This window comes from Collinsella aerofaciens ATCC 25986, from assembly GCF_964237925.1.
Classification (GTDB): Bacteria; Actinomycetota; Coriobacteriia; order Coriobacteriales; family Coriobacteriaceae; genus Collinsella; species Collinsella aerofaciens_BJ.
The window spans coordinates 62,841-79,487 of sequence record NZ_CAXSKI010000008.1; the positions used below are offsets into that span (position 1 = coordinate 62,841).

Genomic DNA, 16,647 nt, shown 5'->3' on the forward strand with positions numbered 1-16,647 from the left:
CATCGTTGAAAGGATGCAACCATGCTGCTACCCGATTCCAAGACCGAGCTCGTCCGCCGTGGCAACAAGGTCGTTTACGACCTGGGCGACAAGATCGTCAAGGTCTTTAACGAGACCAAGCCTGTCTCCGACGTGTTCAACGAGGCTTTGAATCTTGCCCGCATCAATGAGTGCGGCATCCGCAGCCCCAAGGCTCTCGAGGTTTCCCAGCTCGAGAACGCCAACGGCTGGGCGCTCGTGACCGAGAAGGTTCCGGGCACCACCCTTGCCGAGAAGATGACTGCCGAGCCCCAGCGCTTTGGTGAGTACCTCGAGATGTTCGTCGACCTCCAGATCGAGATCCACGGCTACACCTCCCCGCTGCTCAACCGTCAGCGCGACAAGTTCGCCCGCATGATCGACAGCCTTGATCAGCTCAATGCCACCACGCGCTACAACCTTCAGGAGCGTCTGGACGGCATGACCAAGGAGTTCAAGGTCTGCCACGGCGACTTCAACCCCTCCAACGTCATCGTCGGCGACGACGGCCAGCTCTATGTGTGCGACTGGGCACACGCCACCCAGGGCTCCCCTGCTGCCGACGTTGCCACCACCTACCTGCTCTTTGCCCTCAACAGCAAGGACCAGGCCGAGGCCTACCTGGAGCTCTACTGCGACCGTGCCGACATGCCCATGCAGGTCGTGCGTCAGTGGACGAGCATCGTCGCCGCTTCCGAGCTCGCTCGTAAGCGCAACGTGAACGATGAGTTCCTGAAGAACTGGATCGACGTCGTCGATTATCAGTAATATCTGAGCGATTTATTTCGCATCGGAGGCACAATGGAAAACCCCGCAGCTCGCATGGGCTGTGGGGTTTTCCTTTTAGATATCGAGGATGCTACAAGATAATAGGACGGCCCCGCATCTCCCCGATTGGAGATATGCGGGGCCGTCCCACATATCGAACTACAAGCGAAATCGTCGATTAACGGCGGGCTGCCTTAACAAGCTCGGCAACCTTGGCAACGACCTCGTCGATCGCCACGTCCTCGCGCTCGCCCGTAGCACGGTCCTTGAGCTCAACGGTGCCATTCTTAAGGCCGCGCTTGCCCAGAACCACCTGATACGGGAAGCCCATGAGGTCGTTATCGGCAAACTTAAAGCCCGGACGCTCATCGCGATCGTCGACGACGACCTCGATACCCTCGGCACACAGGCCATCAACAATCTGCTCGCAGACGGTAGCGCACTCTTCCTTCTTGGGATCAAGCGGAATCACCGCGACCTCGTACGGGGCAACGGAGACCGGCCAGACGATACCGTGCTCGTCGTTGTGCTGCTCCACGACGGCAGCAAGCGAGCGGGACACGCCCACGCCGTAGCAACCCATGATGAGCGGCTTCTCCTTGCCGTCCTCATCCATAAAGGTGGCACCCATGGCCTCGGAGTACTTGGTGCCCAGCTGGAAGACCTGAGAGACCTCGATGCCGCGGGCAGCGGAGAGCGGCTTGCCGCAGTGCGGGCAGGGGTCGCCGGCGACAACGGTGACCAGATCGGCCCACTCATCGACGGTAAAGTCGCGCTCGGGGCAGGCACCGGTAAAGTGATAATCGACCTCGTTGGCACCGCAGGCCCACTGTTTGGACTCGCGCAGGCTCTCGTCGCAGACCAGACGAATGCCATCGGGCAGGTTAACCGGTCCGATAAAGCCCTTGTGCAGGCCGTTCGCCTGAAGCTCCTCGTCGGTCATCATGCGATAACCCTTGCCAAAGACGTGCTCGGCCTTGCAATCGTTGAGCTCGTGATCGCCCGGAACAATGGCCACGACCGGCTTGCCCTCGGCGTCGATGAGTGCCAGCGACTTGCGCGTGCCGTTCTCGGGGAAACCGAAGAACTTGGCGACGGCCTCGATGGTGCCCATGCCCGGAGTCTCGACCTTGGTGAGTGTACCGTCGCCAGGACCCTCGGTCACAACAACCTTGGTGCTTGCGGCCTCGTCATCGGCAGCGAAGCCGCAATCGTCGCAGTAGACGAGCGAAGCCTCGCCAGCCTCGGCCAAAGCCATGTACTCGACGGAAGTATCGCCACCGATCTCACCGGAGTCGGCAACAACGGGCAGGGCCTTGATATAGCAGCGCTCGCAGATGTTAGCGTAGGCCTGCTTCATCTTGTCATACTCCTCCTGCAGGCTCTCCTGCGTGGCGGAGAAGCTGTAGGCGTCCTTCATGATGAACTCGCGACCGCGCATCAGGCCAAAGCGGGGGCGGAACTCGTCGCGGAACTTATCCTGGATGTGGTAGAGGTTAACGGGTAGCTGCTTGTAGGAGCGCAGCTCATTGCGCACCAGGGCCGTGACGGTCTCCTCGTGCGTGGGGCCCAGGACGAACTCGCGACCGTGACGGTCGTCAAAGCGCACAAGCTCCTTGCCATAGGCGTCGATGCGGCCGGACTCACGCCACAACTCGGCATCGACCATGATAGGCATCATAAGCTCCTGGGCGCCGGCGGCGTCCATCTCGTCGCGCACGATGTTCTCGATCTTGCGAATCGAGCGCCAAGCAAGCGGCAGGTAGGAATATAGACCGGCGGCCTCCTTACGGATCATGCCGGCACGGAGCAGCAGACGGTGGCTGGCGAGCTCAGCGTCCGCCGGATCCTCTTTAAGCGTCGGCGCATAAAGCTTAGACATATACATTGCTCGGGTCATTTATTTCTCCTCAATAAGCTTGTCGACCTCGGCCATAAGCGCGTCGACAATTTGGTCCTCAGCTACTTTACCAATGATCTGGCCATGCGAAAAGAGCAAGGCCTGACCACGTCCGCAAGCAACGCCCAGATCGGCATCAGATGCCTCGCCGGGGCCATTAACGGCACATCCCATCACAGCGATCGAAAGCGGCGCGGAGTAGTTCTTAAGCCGCTCGGTAACCTCCTCGGCAATGGGAATAAGGTTAACCTGGCAGCGGGCGCATGTGGGGCACGAGACAATCTCGGGGCCACGGCGACGCAGGCCCAACGACTGCAGAATACCCCAGGCAACCGGCGGCTCCTCAACCGGATCGGCTGTGAGCGACACACGCATGGTGTCGCCAATGCCTTCGGAAAGCAAGATACCCAAGCCTACAGAGCTCTTGATGGTGCCCTGGAGCTTGGTCCCCGCCTCCGTCACGCCCAGGTGAAGCGGAACGTGGGGAATCTCACGCGACAGGGCTCGATAGGTATCAAGCGTCGTTTGCACGCTATGGGCCTTGGCCGAAAGCACAATGTTCGTAAAGCCGCGGTCTTCAAAATGCTTAACGAAACGCTCGCTCGACATCACGAGCTTTTCGGGCTGCGTAAGGTCGTCGCGCTCGGCGATATCCTGCTCAAGCGAACCGGCATTGACGCCGATACGAATCGCACAGCCAGCGGCACCCGCGGCATCGATCACCGCGTCAACCTTGGCCCAATCGCCGATATTGCCGGGATTGATGCGCAGCTTGGCAGCACCGGCCTCAACGGCACCAATGGCGAGCTTATGGTTAAAGTGGATATCGGCGACAATCGGCACCGGAGACTCGGCGCAGATGGTGCGAAAACCCTCAAGCGCAGCCTCGGTGGGCACGCTCACGCGCACGATATCGCAGCCAGCCTGCGCCAAAGCACGCACTTGCGCAAGCGTTGCCTGGGCATCAGCGGTATCGGTGCAGGTCATGGATTGGACCACCACCGGCGCACCGCCACCGATCTGCACGCCGCCCACATGCACGGGGCGCGTCAGCTCGCGAGGCAAAGGATGGGATAAAGACAATCCAAACACTCCCCTACAGAATAAATCGAAGGATGTCGGAACGAAGCATATAGACAAACAGCAGCGCAAAAAGCGCGATGCCCACATAGCTCACGATCGACTGGACCTTGAGCGGAAGCTCGCGGCCAGCAATCTTTTGAATGATCTCGATGACCAGCTTGCCGCCATCGAGCGGTGGGATAGGCAGCAGGTTCATAAAGCCAAGCGAGAACGAAATGAGGGCGGCAAACGAAAGGAACGTTGCAGGGCCAGCGGCAGCAGCCTGCGAGGACATAACGCTAATACCCACGATCGAAGAGGACTGATCGAGAATCTCCATCGTATGCTGCGGCTGGAGCAGACGCATCACACCCTCCGCTGTCTGCACGACATAGGAGAAGGACAGACGAGCCGACGTGATGGGGTCTAAACGGACCACCTGCGTAGAGGCATACACACCTAGGCGCTCGTCCTCTTTGAGTGCAACCGTGGTCGAATGCCGCTTGCCGTCACGCTCGTACTCGATGGCGATATCGTCCTTACCGGCAGCCTTGCCAATGGCATCGTAAACGTCCATCCAGGTAGAGCACGATACTCCGTCGACCGAAAGGATCGCGTCGCCGCCCTCGATTCCCGCCGCGGCGGCAATCGAGCCTTCGTCAACCTGGCCAATCACATTGGTATCCACCGGCACCGTGACACCTGCGATGGAATAGATGCTCATAAGGAGCAAAAAGCCCGTCAGGATATTGACGATAATGCCCGCAAGCAGCATAAAGGCACGTTTAACAAAGCCCTGGCCCAAATAGGTGTGCGAGCGCTCACGTGCAAGGAATTCGGCCTCGCCGCACGGCAGTTCCCATACATCGCCCTCGGCAGTCGCATGCTCTCGATCGAACTTGCGACCGTCAAAGGTGGTATATCCTGCAGCATCGCGCGGCAGGGTCTGGTACTTGGTGGGATAGTAACTGGGCGAAGGCTTTTCCCCTTCTTCATACCAGGGGGCGATGGAGCCCCAACCCAAGAGCAAGGCGCATGCCTCGAGCACAACCTCCTCGGATAGCTCGAGCTCGACAGCAAGGTCGGCCACGGTCACGCGACCATGACGATAGATAGCCGCGAGCACGCGATCGGCACACGAGACATCGGTCGGATCCATGCCACAGATGGCAGCATAGCCACCCAGCAGCAGCGGCGTCACGCCAAACTTGGTGCCGATGCGACGCGATGTGTGGTGGATATCAAAGCGACACGGCAGGCCCAAAAAGAACTCAGTCACGCGGACACCGCAGGCACGCGCCGCCAAAAAGTGGCCGCCCTCGTGCAAAAACACGAGGACGGAAAGCATCAGCAGGCCCCAAAAGACCGATGAGAGAACGCTCAGAACAGTATCCATAAAACGAAAAAGCAATCCTTATGGGTTAAGAACGGGATGCGGCGAGCACCTGCGCGGCCTTTTCACGCGCCCACGCATCGATGTCGCGAAGCTGTTCAAACGAATCGACCGTCTGCGCATCGTGAGCATCCATGCAGGATTCCACAATGCGGTCGATATCGGTAAAGCTGCAGCCATCATGCAGGAAGGCATCGACGGCGACCTCGTTGGCGGCATTGAGCACGCACGGCATGGTGCCGCCCGTCTTGCCGGCACGTTCGGCCAGCGCTAGGCAGCGGAAGGTATCCATATCGGCCGCGTCAAAGGTAAGCTGCCCCAACTCGCGGAAATCGATACGCGGAGCCGGCGTATCCCAACGCTCAGGATACGAGAAGGCAAACTGAATGGGAATACGCATGTCGGAAGCACCGAGATGCGCCATCACAGAGCCGTCGGCAAACTCGACCATGGAGTGAATCTTGGACTGGCGCTGCACGACCACGTTAATGAAATCGAGATCGCAGCCAAACAGATGCATGGCCTCGATACGCTCCAGACCCTTGTTCATGAGGGTGGCGGAGTCGATCGTGATCTTGGCACCCATAGCCCACGTAGGATGAGCCAGGGCATCGGTGCGCGTCACGCGATCGAGCTCGTCACGCGTGCGGCCAAAGAACGGGCCGCCCGAGCAGGTAAGCCAAATGCAGTGAGCCTCGCGCGGATTCTCGCCAAGATAGCACTGGTAGATGGCAGAATGCTCGGAGTCGACCGGGATAAGCTGACCCGGCTGCGCCAACGGCATAAGCAGATCGCCACCGACGACGAGCGACTCCTTGTTGGCCAAGGCAAGACGCTTGTTCGAGGTCAGGGCAGCATGGCTCGCTTCGAGACCGGCAGCGCCCACGATGGCCACGAGCACGCAGTCGACATCATCGCGGCATGCGAGCTCGCACACGGCCTGTGCGCCAACGCCGAGCTCCGTGCCCTCGGGCAGTTCCTGCAGCACGGCGTCGGCGCCATGGGAGGCGTCCGCCACGGCAACCGCCGGAACCGAGAACTCACGGGCAGTGGCAACGAGCTCGGAGGTGCTGGAGTTAACGGACAGCGCCGTCACCTGCAGGCGATCGGCATGCTGTCGGCACACGTCGAGCGCCTGAGTGCCGATAGAACCCGTACAGCCCAGAATGGCAACACGAAGACGCCCGTCGGGACCGTAGGTGGTCTGATAAGCCATTACAGCACGCCTCCGATCATCAGCAGCAGCTGCGCGGTAATGCAGCCAAAGATGAGCGAATCGCTGCGGTCGAGCATGCCGCCATGGCCCGGGATGAGATTGCCGGAATCTTTGACGCCCACGCCGCGCTTGATACGCGACTCGATGAGGTCTCCGATAACTCCCAGGATGGAGACGACCACGCCGCACAGCAGTGCATAGGGAAGACTCAGCTTATAGAAGTGCGTTGCCCACAGGATGAGCCAGATCAAGACAGAGCCCAAAATGCCGCCGACAAAGCCTTCCCAGCTCTTTTTGGGAGAGATCTTGGGAACCATCTTATGCTTGCCGATGCGGCTGCCCACGATGTAGGCAAAAGAGTCGGAGACCCAAAGGGACGCGCAAACGCCCACCGAAAGCAGGGCGCCGGCAAAACCGGGCACGGCATCGCGCAGCAGCACGATAGCCGACAGCATAAAGCCGGTGTAGATAGGGCCCATGAGCGTCACGGCAACGTCAGAGATGCGGGTGCGCGGAGACCAGACATACCAGATACCAACCGCAAGCATCAAAGCGAACAGCAGGGCGTTCAACAGCAGCGAATCGCCCAGTGCCGAGAGCGGAAAGAGCACGGCGGCAGCAATACCAAGGCGCTCGTTGGCAACCTTGCCGTCGAGCCTCGTCATGCGGAAGAACTCATAGCAGCACAGACCGCTCATGACGGAAACGAAGATCGCCGTGGGCACAATACCCAAAACCAGGCACAGGATAAATACAACGGCATAGACGATACCGGCGGCAGCGCGGGTGATAAAGCCCGCCAGCCATGAACCGGAGCTGCCCTTCGCTGCGGGCGCCCCTGCAGGGGCAGCCTTACGCGCGGGCGTCGCGGAAGTAGGCGCCTTGGGAGCGGATGCCTTGGGACGTTCGGACACGATTAAGCCTCCTCGGTCTTGCTCAGTCCACCAAACCTACGGTCGCGACCCTGGTAGGCCAAAATGGCGTCGACAAGGCCCCAGCGGTCAAAGTCGGGCCAATAGGTATCGGTGACATAGAACTCGGAATAGGCAACCTGCCACAGCAGATAGTTCGAAAGACGAAGCTCGCCGGAGGTGCGAATCACAAGCTCCGGATCGGGAAGACCGGCGGTGTACAGGTGCGAAGCCACCATATTGTCGTCAACCGCGGCGGGATCGATCTTGCCGGCGGCCGCATCAAGCGCGATCTGGCGGACAGCGCGGGTGATCTCAGCACGGGCACCGTAGTTAACGGCCAGCGCCAGCGTCATACCGGTATGGTCGGCGCACTCGGCAAGGCCGCGCTCAAAGACGTCGCGGGTCTTCTTGGGCAGCGCGGAAATATCGCCCAAAAAGACAACGCGGACGTTCTCGCGCTTAAGCAGCGGCAGCTCATCGATAAACGTCTTGGCAAACAGGTGCATCAGAACGTTGACTTCGTGCTGCGGGCGATTCCAGTTTTCGGTCGAGAACGCATAGGCCGAAAGCACGTCGACGCCCAGGCGCACGCAGGCGGTAATGATCTCGCGCAGCGAGACGATGCCGGCCTTGTGGCCTTCGGTGCGGGCAAGACCGCGCGACGTGGCCCAACGGCCGTTGCCGTCCATGATGCACGAAATATGGTGCGGAATGTTATTGAGGTCAAGGTCGGAAAAACCGACGCCCGCAGGGGCGTCGGCAAAGTACTCGACCAGTTTATGCTCGTCGTATTGCACCTTAGATCTCCATGACCTCGGCTTCTTTTTCCTTCAGAAGCTCCTCGACCTTGGCGACATACTCATCAGTGTGCTTCTGGACCTTGGCCTGCTCGCGACGGACATCGTCCTCGGTGAGCTCCTCATCGCGCTCGAGCTTGTTGTTGAAGTCGCGACGGATGTTACGGATAGACACCTTGGCCTGCTCAGCGTACTCGCGGCACTCCTTGACGAGCTCGCGACGGCGCTCCTCGGTGGGAGCCGGGAACGGCAGACGAACGACGGTGCCATCGGAGTTGGGGGTAATACCCAGATCGGAAGCGCCGATGGCCTTGACGATAGCGTTGATGAGTGCCTTATCCCACGGCTCGATGAGCAGCATGTGGGCCTCGGGGGTCTTGACGGCGGCAACCTGCGTGACCGGCGTGGGAACACCGTAATAATCGACGGTGATGTCGGACAGAATGTTGGCATTGGCGCGGCCGGTACGAACCTTGGAGAAGTTATGCTTGAGGGACTCGAGCGACTTGTCCATGTGGGCGGTGATGTTCTCTGCCATGCTTAATCCTCCTGATAGACGAGCGTGCCGACGGGCTCACCCGAAAGCGCGCGCTTGACGGTGTCCTCGCCATCGATGTTGAGGACCAAAATCGGCATACGGTTATCCTGGCACAGAGCCGTAGCCGTGGAATCCATAACCTGCAGACCGCGGACGAGAACCTCGTGATAGGTAATCTTGTCAAAGCGGACGGCATCGGCGCACTTGACGGGATCCTTGTCGTAGATGCCGTCAACCTTGGTGGCTTTAATCAGAATCTCGGCGCCGATCTCGCACGCACGAAGAGCCGCGGCGGTATCGGTCGTAAAGTACGGATTGCCCGAACCAGCGGCAAAAATAACGACGTTGCCCTTGGAAAGGTGGTTGATGGCGCGACGGCGAATATAGGGCTCGCAGATCTCGTTCATCTGGATAGCGCTCATCACGCGGCAGGGAACATCGTTGTGCTCGAAGGCATCCTGCAGGGCGAGCGCGTTCATAACGGTCGCGAGCATGCCCATATAATCGGCCTGAGCACGCTCCATGCCACCGGCAGCGCCTGCCATGCCGCGGAAAATATTGCCGCCGCCGACAACGACGCCGACCTCATGGCCAACGGCGAGCAGCTCCTTGACCTGCTTGGCAAGATGGTCGGTAACCTTGGGGTCGATGCCATATTGGCCGTCGCCCATCAGTGCTTCGCCGGAAAGCTTAAGAAGCACGCGTTTATATCGGATGTCGGACAAAGCGATCCTCCTTTAATTGGACTCTCAATATGATATCAAAGGCTCTGATAAGAGCCATGAAAAAGCAGGCTGTGAGTAAAACCCACAGCCTGCTCATTACCAGCTACAAGAGCTTATTTATTCGCCACGGACCAGACGGTCAAAGGCAACGACGGTAATGGTGTCGCCGAGCTCCTTGGAGACCTGCTCAGCGTACTTCTTGATGGTGAGGGAGCTGTCCTTGATGAACTCCTGCTCGGTGAGCACGGACTGCTTGTAGAACTTCTCCAGACGGCCGACAGCCATCTTCTCCTGAATAGCCTCGGGCTTGCCGGACTCGGCAGCCTGGGCCATGTAGATCTGCTTCTCGTGCTCGACGGTCTCGGCCGGAACCTGATCGCGGGTAGCGCAGATCGGGGCGACGGCGGCAACCTGAAGGGCAACGTCGTGAGCGAAGGTCTTGAAGGATTCAGCCTGAGCGGTCTCAGCCTTCTCGAAGGCGAACTCGACGAGGACGCCGATCTTACCACCCATGTGGATGTAAGAAGCGAGCGCGCCGTTCTCAGCCTTGCGGGCAGCGAAGCGGGAGATCTTCATGTTCTCGCCCATGATGTGAATCATCTCGGTGAGCTCGGAGGAAACGGTCTCCTCGCCCATCGGCTTCTCGAGCAGAGCGTCGACGTCAGCAGGCTCGGTGGTAGCGACAACCTCAGCGACCTTGGAAGCAAAGCCGGTGAACTTGGCGTTAGAGCCAACGAAGTCGGTCTCGCAGGAGAGCTCGAGCAGAGCGCCGGTCTTGCCATCCTCGGAGACGAACGCGGCGACAGCGCCCTCGTTGGTCTCACGGCCAGCCTTCTTGGCAGCCTTGGCAAGGCCGTTCTTACGCAGAACGTCGACAGCGGCGTCCATGTCGCCGTCAGCCTCGACGAGAGCCTTCTTGCACTCCATCATCGGGGAGTCGGTCATCTCGCGGAGCTGCTTGACCATAGCGGCGGTAATCTGGGCCATTGTGGTTCCTTTCAAAGAGATGAAAAAGAATTAACTAAGACTGATTTACTCGGCCTTGGGCTCAGCGGCCATCTCGGCCTCGGAGACCTGCTCCTTGCCGGAGCCAGCGAGGCAGGCGTCAGCCATGAGCTCGCACATAAGGGTGACAGCGGAGATAGCGTCATCGTTGCAGGGGATGCCGTACTCGACCTCGTCGGGATCGGAGTTGGTGTCGATCAGGGCGACGACGGGGATGTTCAGGCGCTGGGCCTCCTTGATGGCGTTCTCCTCGCGCTTGGTGTCGATGACGAAGAGAGCCTGGGGCAGACCCTTCATGTCGCGGGCGCCACCGAGGTTGGTCTGGAGCTTAGTGAGCTCCTTGCCGAGAACAGCCTGCTCCTTCTTGGGCAGAACAGCCATGCGGCCGTCCTCGACCATGGCCTCGAGCTCCTCCATGCGGTTGATGCGGGAGCGGATGGTGACGAAGTTGGTCAGCATACCGCCGAGCCAACGCTGGTTGATGTAAGGCATGTTGGCGCGCTCAGCAGCGTTCTTGACGGCCTCCTGAGCCTGCTTCTTGGTGCCGACGAACAGCACGTTGCCACCCTTGGCGACGTTCTTGACGAAGGTGTAGGCCTGGTCGGCGTCGAGGATGGTCTGCTTGAGGTCGAGGATGTAGATGCCGTTGCGCTCACCGAAGATGAACGGCTTCATCTTGGGGTTCCAGCGACGGGTCTGGTGACCGAAGTGGCAGCCGGCCTCGAGCAGAGTGCGGATATTAATCTTGGTAGCCATGTTAAACCTCCTGTGGTTTGCCTCCGCGCGGGGTCATCCTCCAAAACCAACCCGGACATGTGCTACCAAAGCCCGGGCACCACGGTATGAAGTAGCCGCGCGTGCGTGATAAAAACATGTTGCCGTGAAGCAACCCGATGAATGATAGCAGGAATGCCTCTTCCTGCCAACCCGCAATCAAAACCACACACCTGAGTGCGGCGCGGGACGTCCCAGCCACTATTCGCCGCGGGGATGGGCTTGAGCCACGGCACGTTTGAGCCGATCGGGTGTGAGATGCGTGTAGATCTGCGTCGTGGACAGGCTCGCATGACCTAGCAGCTCTTGAACCGAGCGCAGGTCCGCACCGCCCTCGAGCAAGTCGGTCGCAAAGGTATGGCGCATCGCATGCGGGGCGATGTCAGCCGGAATGCCGGCGAGCGTCGCCAGCGTATGGAACCGCCGCCGGAGCATCGCGGCGCTCATGCGATTGCCGCGCGCCGATATAAGCAGCGGATGCGGCCCGGTAGCGAGGTCGCGGCGCTTTGCCCGAGCGAGCAACTCCGGCCTCCCCTCTTCAATATAGAGACGCGTCACATCGAGCGCACGACGATACAGAGGAACGATGCGCTCCTTGCTTCCCTTGCCCCACAGGCGCAGCGTGCGCTCGGACCAACCAATAGACTCCACGTTGAGCGCCGCGAGCTCCGAGATTCGCGCGCCGGAGGCATAGAGCAACTCAAGCATCGCCGCATCGCGCAGTCCCGCGGGCGTCGAGGTATCAGGCGTCTTGAGCAGTGCCTCAACCTGCTGGGTCGTAAGGACGCCCGGCAGGTCACGCGGCAGCTTGGGCGATGCGATCACCGAGACCGCATCGCCCTCGACAATCCCCTCGGCAGCCATCCAGCGATAGAGTGAGCGAATGGCAGACAGGTGTGCCGCAAGGGTCCGAGCCGCCGCCTGGCCACGCGACAGCTCGGCCAAATAGGAACGAACGGTCCGTACGTCGGCGGCGCGAGCGTCGATGCCCTCGCGCTCGCACCAGGCAGCAAAGCGCTCCAGCCTCGAGCCATAGGCCGTCACCGTGTTGGGAGAAAGACCCTCGACGCGTGCGATATAGGCGATAAACGAGTCGACGGTGTCGTACAGGTCAAAGGCTATGACCGGTCGCCTCCAAACAAGTCGGAACGCGTGGCCAAGTAGGCATCGAGGGCCTCGAGCGCACGGTCCGCATAGGCCTGATATCGGTCGCGCTTGCTGCGGCGCTTACCATCCTCGAGTGGCGGCACCAGGCCAAAGTTGACATGCATAGGCTGATAGCCCACGGTGGCAGGATCGGTCGCATAGTCCACGAGCGCACCTAGGGCGCCCACACGCGGCAACTCGACGCCCGCGGCACCGATAGCCTCGGCATAGGTGTTGAGCGCCGCGAGAAGACCTGTCGCCACGGCTTCCATGTACCCCTCGGTGCCGGTGATCTGACCGGCCAGGCGCACGCCGGTACCGGGCACGGCAAAGGTGCCATCGAGCACGTGCGGAGCGTCGACAAAGGTATTGCGATGCATGACACCGTAGCGGAAGAACTCAGCGTTCTCCAGGCCCGGCACCATATGGAAGACGCGCTTCTGCTCGCCAAAGGTCAAGTTGGTCTGGAAGCCCACCAGGTTATAGGCGGTCTTCTCCTTGTTCTCGGCACGCAGCTGTATCGCCGCCCAGGGGCGACGTCCGGTACGCGGGTCGGTGAGGCCAACGGGCTTCATGGCGCCAAAGCGAATGGCGTCCTTGCCGGTGCGCGCAACTTCCTCGGCAGGCTGGCAGGCCTGGAACAAATCGCCGCCCTCAAAGTCTTTGAGCACCACGCGGTCGGCCGTGGTAAGCGCCTCGATAAAGGCCTCGTACTCCTCTTTATTGAGCGGAGCGTTGAGATAGTCGCCGCTCCCCTGCTCCTCATAGCGCGACTGCGAGAACAGCACGTCCATATCGAGCGTGGAGGCATCGACGATCGGCGCCGCGGCATCGAAGAACGCAAGGGCATCGCCACCGACGAGCTTCATAACCTCTTCGCTCAGCGCCGGTGAACACAGCGGGCCCGCGGCAATGACCACGTGACCCTCGGGAATCTGCGTGACCTCGCCGTGCACGACCTCGATATTGGGACGGGCGGCAACCTCGGCCTCGACAAGCTCGGAAAACTTGACGCGGTCGACCGCCAAGGCGCCACCGGCGGGAACAGCCGCGTGATGGGCGCAATCGAGCAGGACTGAACCCATGCGCTCAAGCTCGGCTTTCAGCAAACCAGCCGCGGAATCCGGACGGGTCGACTTAAACGAATTGGAGCAGACGAGCTCTGCCAGGTGATCGGTATGGTGGGCCGGGGAGCTCACCTGGGGGCGCATCTCGCACAGCTTTACGGCAAACCCGCGATCTGCCAGCTGGATCGCGCACTCCGACCCCGCCAGACCGCCACCGATAACTGTCACCTGATCGAACTGCATCTGCAAACACCTTTCTAATTGACACGTTTTCCATTGTGACCGAAGGGTGTCTGGGCGTGAAGGGCAAACTTGGAGGGCGCATACCTTCCATCCATCATGCGCTCGATAAGGCCCTCGAGTTCAAGCGAACCCAAGAGTTTGAGTACACCGACGGCATCGAGCGAGACGAGCGCCGCGATGTCGTCGACCTTGAGCGGAGAGGCGATGAGCGCATGCATCACGGTCTGCTGCGTTTGATCCAGGTCGGCAATGCCGGGAGCATCGGGGCGCGAGTAGCGCAGGGTTCCATAGATGCGTGAGATAGCCATCTCGATAGATTCCTCGTCGATGATGCAGCAGGCACCGTTCGCAATGAGGTAATTCGTGCCACGCGACTCGGGCGATAGGATCGACCCCGGCACGGCAAGAAGTTCGCGCCCCAAATCCATAGCAGCCTCGGCTGTAGAAAACGTCCCGGAAGGCATACCAGCCTCGGATACAAAGAGGGCTTGCGACAGGGCCGCGATCACGCGATTGCGGCGCGGAAAGGCAAACTTGCGCGGACCCATGCCCCACGGAGAGATCGACACGACCGTGCCACCCGTATCAAGCGTGCGCGTAATAAGCCCCGCGCTCGAACGCGGATAGACCACGTCGGCGCCCGTCCCCAGCACCACGACGTGTTTGCCGCCAGCGTTGACCGCAGCCCAACCCGAGGCCTGGTCGCAACCGACCGCGCCGCCCGAAACTACCGTCACTCCCGCCTCGACCGCCACCTTTGCCGCAAGCTCTGCCACGGCAAGACCATACGGCGAGGCCTTGCGCGCGCCGATGATGGAGAGCGCGGGCGTCGAAAGCACCTCGGGGTTGCCGCGCACATAGAGCGTCTGGGGTACATCAGGAAGCTCCAAAACGGTCTCGGGATACAACGCATCACCTGGATGCAGCTCAAAGGTCCCCTCGGCCATCATTGGTCCCTCCTTCCCTGGTACATCGCCGCCTCGAGCACGTGGTCCTGCGTCACTCGCTCGCTCTCGGCGACATCTGCGATCGTGCGCGCAATGCGAACCAGGCGCACGATGCCGCGGCCCGTGAGATGCGTGCGCTTCGACAGGCCGAGCACACACTTCTCCGCCGCATCATCGAGCTCAAAGGTCGAAACGACGCCGTCAATGGACCGCGTCTCATCATCCTCGGCCTCGGCATCCGCATCGTCCATACGGGATTCGCGCCAAGCGCGAAAAGCGCGACCGCGCACAACGTAGTCACGTAACTCGGCCGACGACATACCCTCCGCACCCTCGATAATCACTTGGGGGTCGGGACGGGTCACATCGATCATCATGTCGATACGGTCGGCCAAAGGACCGCGCAGTTTAGACTGATAGCGCTCGACCATCGATGCCGAGCAGCGGCATGGCACCTCACGGTCGCCCAAAAAGCCGCAGGGGCAGGGATTACTCGCAGCCAGCAGCTGAAAGCGCGACGGGAAGGTAAAGGCCCCGTCGACGCGCACGATCCTCACATAGCCGCGCTCGATGGGCTGACGCAGCGTCTGCAGCACACCCGTGGGAAACTCGGCAAGCTCGTCCAAAAAGAGCACGCCGCCATGAGCAAGGCTGATCTCACCTGGGTGCACCGGGCGTCCTCCGCCAATGAGGCCCGCCGTTGAAATACTGTGATGGGGACTGCGGAAGGGCCGGTGCCCCGCCAACAAGCCATCGATGTTCTCGCCCAAGACCGAATGGATGCACAGCGCCTCCTGCTGGTCCTCAACGGAAAGCTCGGGCAGGATGCCGGTCATACGACGGGCGAGCATCGTCTTGCCTGATCCCGGGGACCCGATCATAAGCAAACCGAGCTCACCCGCTGCCGCCAGCGCCATGCCGCGTTTGGCAACCTCCTGCCCCAGCACGTCGGCATAGTCGAGCTCAGGCTCAAAGGTCGCCTCGATGCCCTCAGAATCCAAGTAGTGCCGCGCGGCATCGCCCATACCATGAGCAAGCTGAGACAAATGATCGATAAAGCCGCAATCCACGCCCGCGAGTGGCACATGCTGGTCGGACCTGCCGGCGATAAAGGACAGCCCCATATCACGCGCCAATAGCTGAAACGCCACCTCGCCCTTGACGGGAAGCACCGTGCCGTCCAAGCCAAGCTCACCAGCAATAAGACAACGATCGAGGTTGTCGCGGGGAATCTGACCATCGGCCGCCAATACCGCGATGGCGATGGGCAGATCAAAGCCGCTACCGGTCTTGCGAATATCGCCGGGTGCCAGATTGACCGTAATGCCCGAGCGCGGGATCTCGAACCCGGCGGAGCGCATCGCGCAGCGAATACGACCGCGTGACTCCATCACCTCCATACTCGGGATGCCGAGCATCTGGATGCCCGGAACGCCACCGGCAAGCGAGACCTCGACCGTGACGTGAATCGCCTCGACGCCGCGGATGCAGGCCGCGTGAACGGCAAACGTCTCGAACGCCATCACGACACCTGCCAATCGAACGCGTTGTACTGATGCTCGATCTCGGCAATATGCCCGCCACGAATGGTGACACCCACGGCATCGAAGCGAATCGCCTTGAGCGGATAATGCTCCATGAGGTAGCAACTTGCGATGCGGCGGTAACGGCGTTGCTTTTGGGCGTCCACGGCCTCCTCGGGAAAGACCCGCGTGTCGCAATCCAGTGCAACGCGTCTGGTCTTGACCTCGGCCATCACCACGACATCGTCGAGCTCATCGAGCAGCACCAGATCGGCCTCGCCCTCAGTGCAACGATAACCCTGCTCCAGCAAGGTGTAGCCGCGCTCGTTAAAATAGTCGATGGTGATCAGCTCGCCCAGCATGCCCAGCTCGCGGGGACTGAGTCCCTTGATAAACTCGGGCGTCATCGCCCCGCAGTCGAGCTCGCCGTTTTCCCAACGCTCCTTGAGCTGCTGCGTCTTGCTCTTTTTGCTTGCGGCACTCATGGGGTCTCCTTTCCCGCACACTGAATTGCCCCGATGATGAGGGCACCTTTCATGCGGGTAAGTACCGGAAGCAAACCAAAAGCTAACCAAATGCCGTCAAAAAACGGGCCGTATGCAGCAATGGTG

General features: G+C 60.7%; 16 protein-coding genes. 1 reads left to right on the forward strand and 15 read right to left on the reverse strand.

The window, feature by feature from the left end:
* Positions 1 to 21: 21 nt before the first annotated feature.
* On the forward strand, positions 22 to 786 hold the full coding sequence (locus tag ACESWY_RS05350) for an aminoglycoside phosphotransferase family protein (RefSeq protein WP_006236119.1): 765 nt from the start codon (positions 22 to 24) through the stop codon (positions 784 to 786).
* A 178-nt stretch (positions 787 to 964) separates the two neighbouring features.
* Here the strand turns inward: ACESWY_RS05350 and ACESWY_RS05355 are convergent, their stop codons facing one another.
* The 15 genes from ACESWY_RS05355 to ACESWY_RS05425 all read right to left on the reverse strand — a co-directional run bounded on the left by ACESWY_RS05355 (position 965) and on the right by ACESWY_RS05425 (position 16,521).
* Positions 965 to 2,686 carry a proline--tRNA ligase gene (locus ACESWY_RS05355; protein ID WP_229065282.1) on the reverse strand — a complete coding sequence of 574 codons (1,722 nt, stop codon included), beginning with the start codon at positions 2,684 to 2,686 and terminating at the stop codon, positions 965 to 967.
* Complete coding sequence (gene ispG, locus ACESWY_RS05360) at positions 2,687 to 3,769, reverse strand: flavodoxin-dependent (E)-4-hydroxy-3-methylbut-2-enyl-diphosphate synthase (protein WP_373093205.1); 1,083 nt, start codon at positions 3,767 to 3,769, stop codon at positions 2,687 to 2,689.
* Positions 3,770 to 3,782: 13 nt separating this feature from the next.
* On the reverse strand, positions 3,783 to 5,144 hold the full coding sequence (locus tag ACESWY_RS05365) for a M50 family metallopeptidase (protein ID WP_373093206.1): 1,362 nt from the start codon (positions 5,142 to 5,144) through the stop codon (positions 3,783 to 3,785).
* Between the two features lie 25 nt (positions 5,145 to 5,169).
* Positions 5,170 to 6,357, reverse strand: a complete 1,188-nt coding sequence (dxr, locus tag ACESWY_RS05370; protein ID WP_373093207.1) for a 1-deoxy-D-xylulose-5-phosphate reductoisomerase — start codon at positions 6,355 to 6,357, stop codon at positions 5,170 to 5,172.
* A complete protein-coding gene (locus tag ACESWY_RS05375; protein ID WP_271762430.1) occupies positions 6,357 to 7,271 on the reverse strand; it encodes a phosphatidate cytidylyltransferase in 915 nt (304 codons plus the stop codon). The genes dxr and ACESWY_RS05375 overlap by 1 nt, the downstream gene beginning before the upstream one ends.
* Before the next feature lie 2 nt (positions 7,272 to 7,273).
* Entirely contained in the window at positions 7,274 to 8,068 is a 795-nt protein-coding gene (gene uppS / locus ACESWY_RS05380; RefSeq protein WP_373093208.1) for an undecaprenyl pyrophosphate synthase, read from the reverse strand.
* Position 8,069: 1 nt separating this feature from the next.
* Positions 8,070 to 8,606 carry a ribosome recycling factor gene (gene frr, locus ACESWY_RS05385; protein ID WP_006236112.1) on the reverse strand — a complete coding sequence of 179 codons (537 nt, stop codon included), beginning with the start codon at positions 8,604 to 8,606 and terminating at the stop codon, positions 8,070 to 8,072.
* A 2-nt stretch (positions 8,607 to 8,608) separates the two neighbouring features.
* Positions 8,609 to 9,331 (reverse strand): UMP kinase, encoded by a 723-nt coding sequence (gene pyrH / locus ACESWY_RS05390; protein ID WP_035138557.1) that lies wholly within the window; start codon positions 9,329 to 9,331, stop codon positions 8,609 to 8,611.
* 117 nt (positions 9,332 to 9,448) lie between these two features.
* The gene (gene tsf, locus ACESWY_RS05395; protein ID WP_022094736.1) at positions 9,449 to 10,318 is read right to left on the reverse strand and encodes a translation elongation factor Ts; all 870 of its coding nucleotides are present in this window, start codon (positions 10,316 to 10,318) and stop codon (positions 9,449 to 9,451) included.
* A gap of 45 nt (positions 10,319 to 10,363) precedes the next feature.
* On the reverse strand, positions 10,364 to 11,092 hold the full coding sequence (rpsB, locus tag ACESWY_RS05400; RefSeq protein WP_006236109.1) for a 30S ribosomal protein S2: 729 nt from the start codon (positions 11,090 to 11,092) through the stop codon (positions 10,364 to 10,366).
* A gap of 219 nt (positions 11,093 to 11,311) precedes the next feature.
* Positions 11,312 to 12,232 carry a tyrosine recombinase gene (locus ACESWY_RS05405; protein WP_373093230.1) on the reverse strand — a complete coding sequence of 307 codons (921 nt, stop codon included), beginning with the start codon at positions 12,230 to 12,232 and terminating at the stop codon, positions 11,312 to 11,314.
* The gene (gene trmFO, locus ACESWY_RS05410) at positions 12,229 to 13,566 is read right to left on the reverse strand and encodes a methylenetetrahydrofolate--tRNA-(uracil(54)-C(5))-methyltransferase (FADH(2)-oxidizing) TrmFO (protein WP_373093209.1); all 1,338 of its coding nucleotides are present in this window, start codon (positions 13,564 to 13,566) and stop codon (positions 12,229 to 12,231) included. Before trmFO ends, ACESWY_RS05405 begins: the two co-directional genes overlap by 4 nt.
* 14 nt (positions 13,567 to 13,580) lie before the next feature.
* Positions 13,581 to 14,516 (reverse strand): DNA-processing protein DprA, encoded by a 936-nt coding sequence (locus ACESWY_RS05415; RefSeq protein ID WP_373093210.1) that lies wholly within the window; start codon positions 14,514 to 14,516, stop codon positions 13,581 to 13,583.
* Positions 14,513 to 16,036, reverse strand: coding sequence for a YifB family Mg chelatase-like AAA ATPase (locus ACESWY_RS05420; protein ID WP_373093211.1), 1,524 nt, complete (start codon positions 16,034 to 16,036; stop codon positions 14,513 to 14,515). The genes ACESWY_RS05415 and ACESWY_RS05420 overlap by 4 nt, the downstream gene beginning before the upstream one ends.
* The gene (locus tag ACESWY_RS05425) at positions 16,036 to 16,521 is read right to left on the reverse strand and encodes a YraN family protein (RefSeq protein WP_148331473.1); all 486 of its coding nucleotides are present in this window, start codon (positions 16,519 to 16,521) and stop codon (positions 16,036 to 16,038) included. Before ACESWY_RS05425 ends, ACESWY_RS05420 begins: the two co-directional genes overlap by 1 nt.
* Positions 16,522 to 16,647: the final 126 nt, after the last annotated feature.

Bases quoted from the DNA above. Each gene is read 5' to 3' on its own strand.
- ACESWY_RS05350 (WP_006236119.1), top strand. From the start codon at position 22: ATGCTGCTACCCGATTCCAAGACCGAGCTCGTCCGCCGTGGCAACAAG.
- ACESWY_RS05355 (WP_229065282.1), bottom strand. From the start codon at position 2,686: ATGACCCGAGCAATGTATATGTCTAAGCTTTATGCGCCGACGCTTAAA.
- ACESWY_RS05365 (WP_373093206.1), bottom strand. From the start codon at position 5,144: ATGGATACTGTTCTGAGCGTTCTCTCATCGGTCTTTTGGGGCCTGCTG.
- dxr (WP_373093207.1), bottom strand. From the start codon at position 6,357: ATGGCTTATCAGACCACCTACGGTCCCGACGGGCGTCTTCGTGTTGCC.
- frr (WP_006236112.1), bottom strand. From the start codon at position 8,606: ATGGCAGAGAACATCACCGCCCACATGGACAAGTCGCTCGAGTCCCTC.
- tsf (WP_022094736.1), bottom strand. From the start codon at position 10,318: ATGGCCCAGATTACCGCCGCTATGGTCAAGCAGCTCCGCGAGATGACC.
- rpsB (WP_006236109.1), bottom strand. From the start codon at position 11,092: ATGGCTACCAAGATTAATATCCGCACTCTGCTCGAGGCCGGCTGCCAC.
- trmFO (WP_373093209.1), bottom strand. From the start codon at position 13,566: ATGCAGTTCGATCAGGTGACAGTTATCGGTGGCGGTCTGGCGGGGTCG.
- ACESWY_RS05415 (WP_373093210.1), bottom strand. From the start codon at position 14,516: ATGATGGCCGAGGGGACCTTTGAGCTGCATCCAGGTGATGCGTTGTAT.
- ACESWY_RS05420 (WP_373093211.1), bottom strand. From the start codon at position 16,036: ATGGCGTTCGAGACGTTTGCCGTTCACGCGGCCTGCATCCGCGGCGTC.
- ACESWY_RS05425 (WP_148331473.1), bottom strand. From the start codon at position 16,521: ATGAGTGCCGCAAGCAAAAAGAGCAAGACGCAGCAGCTCAAGGAGCGT.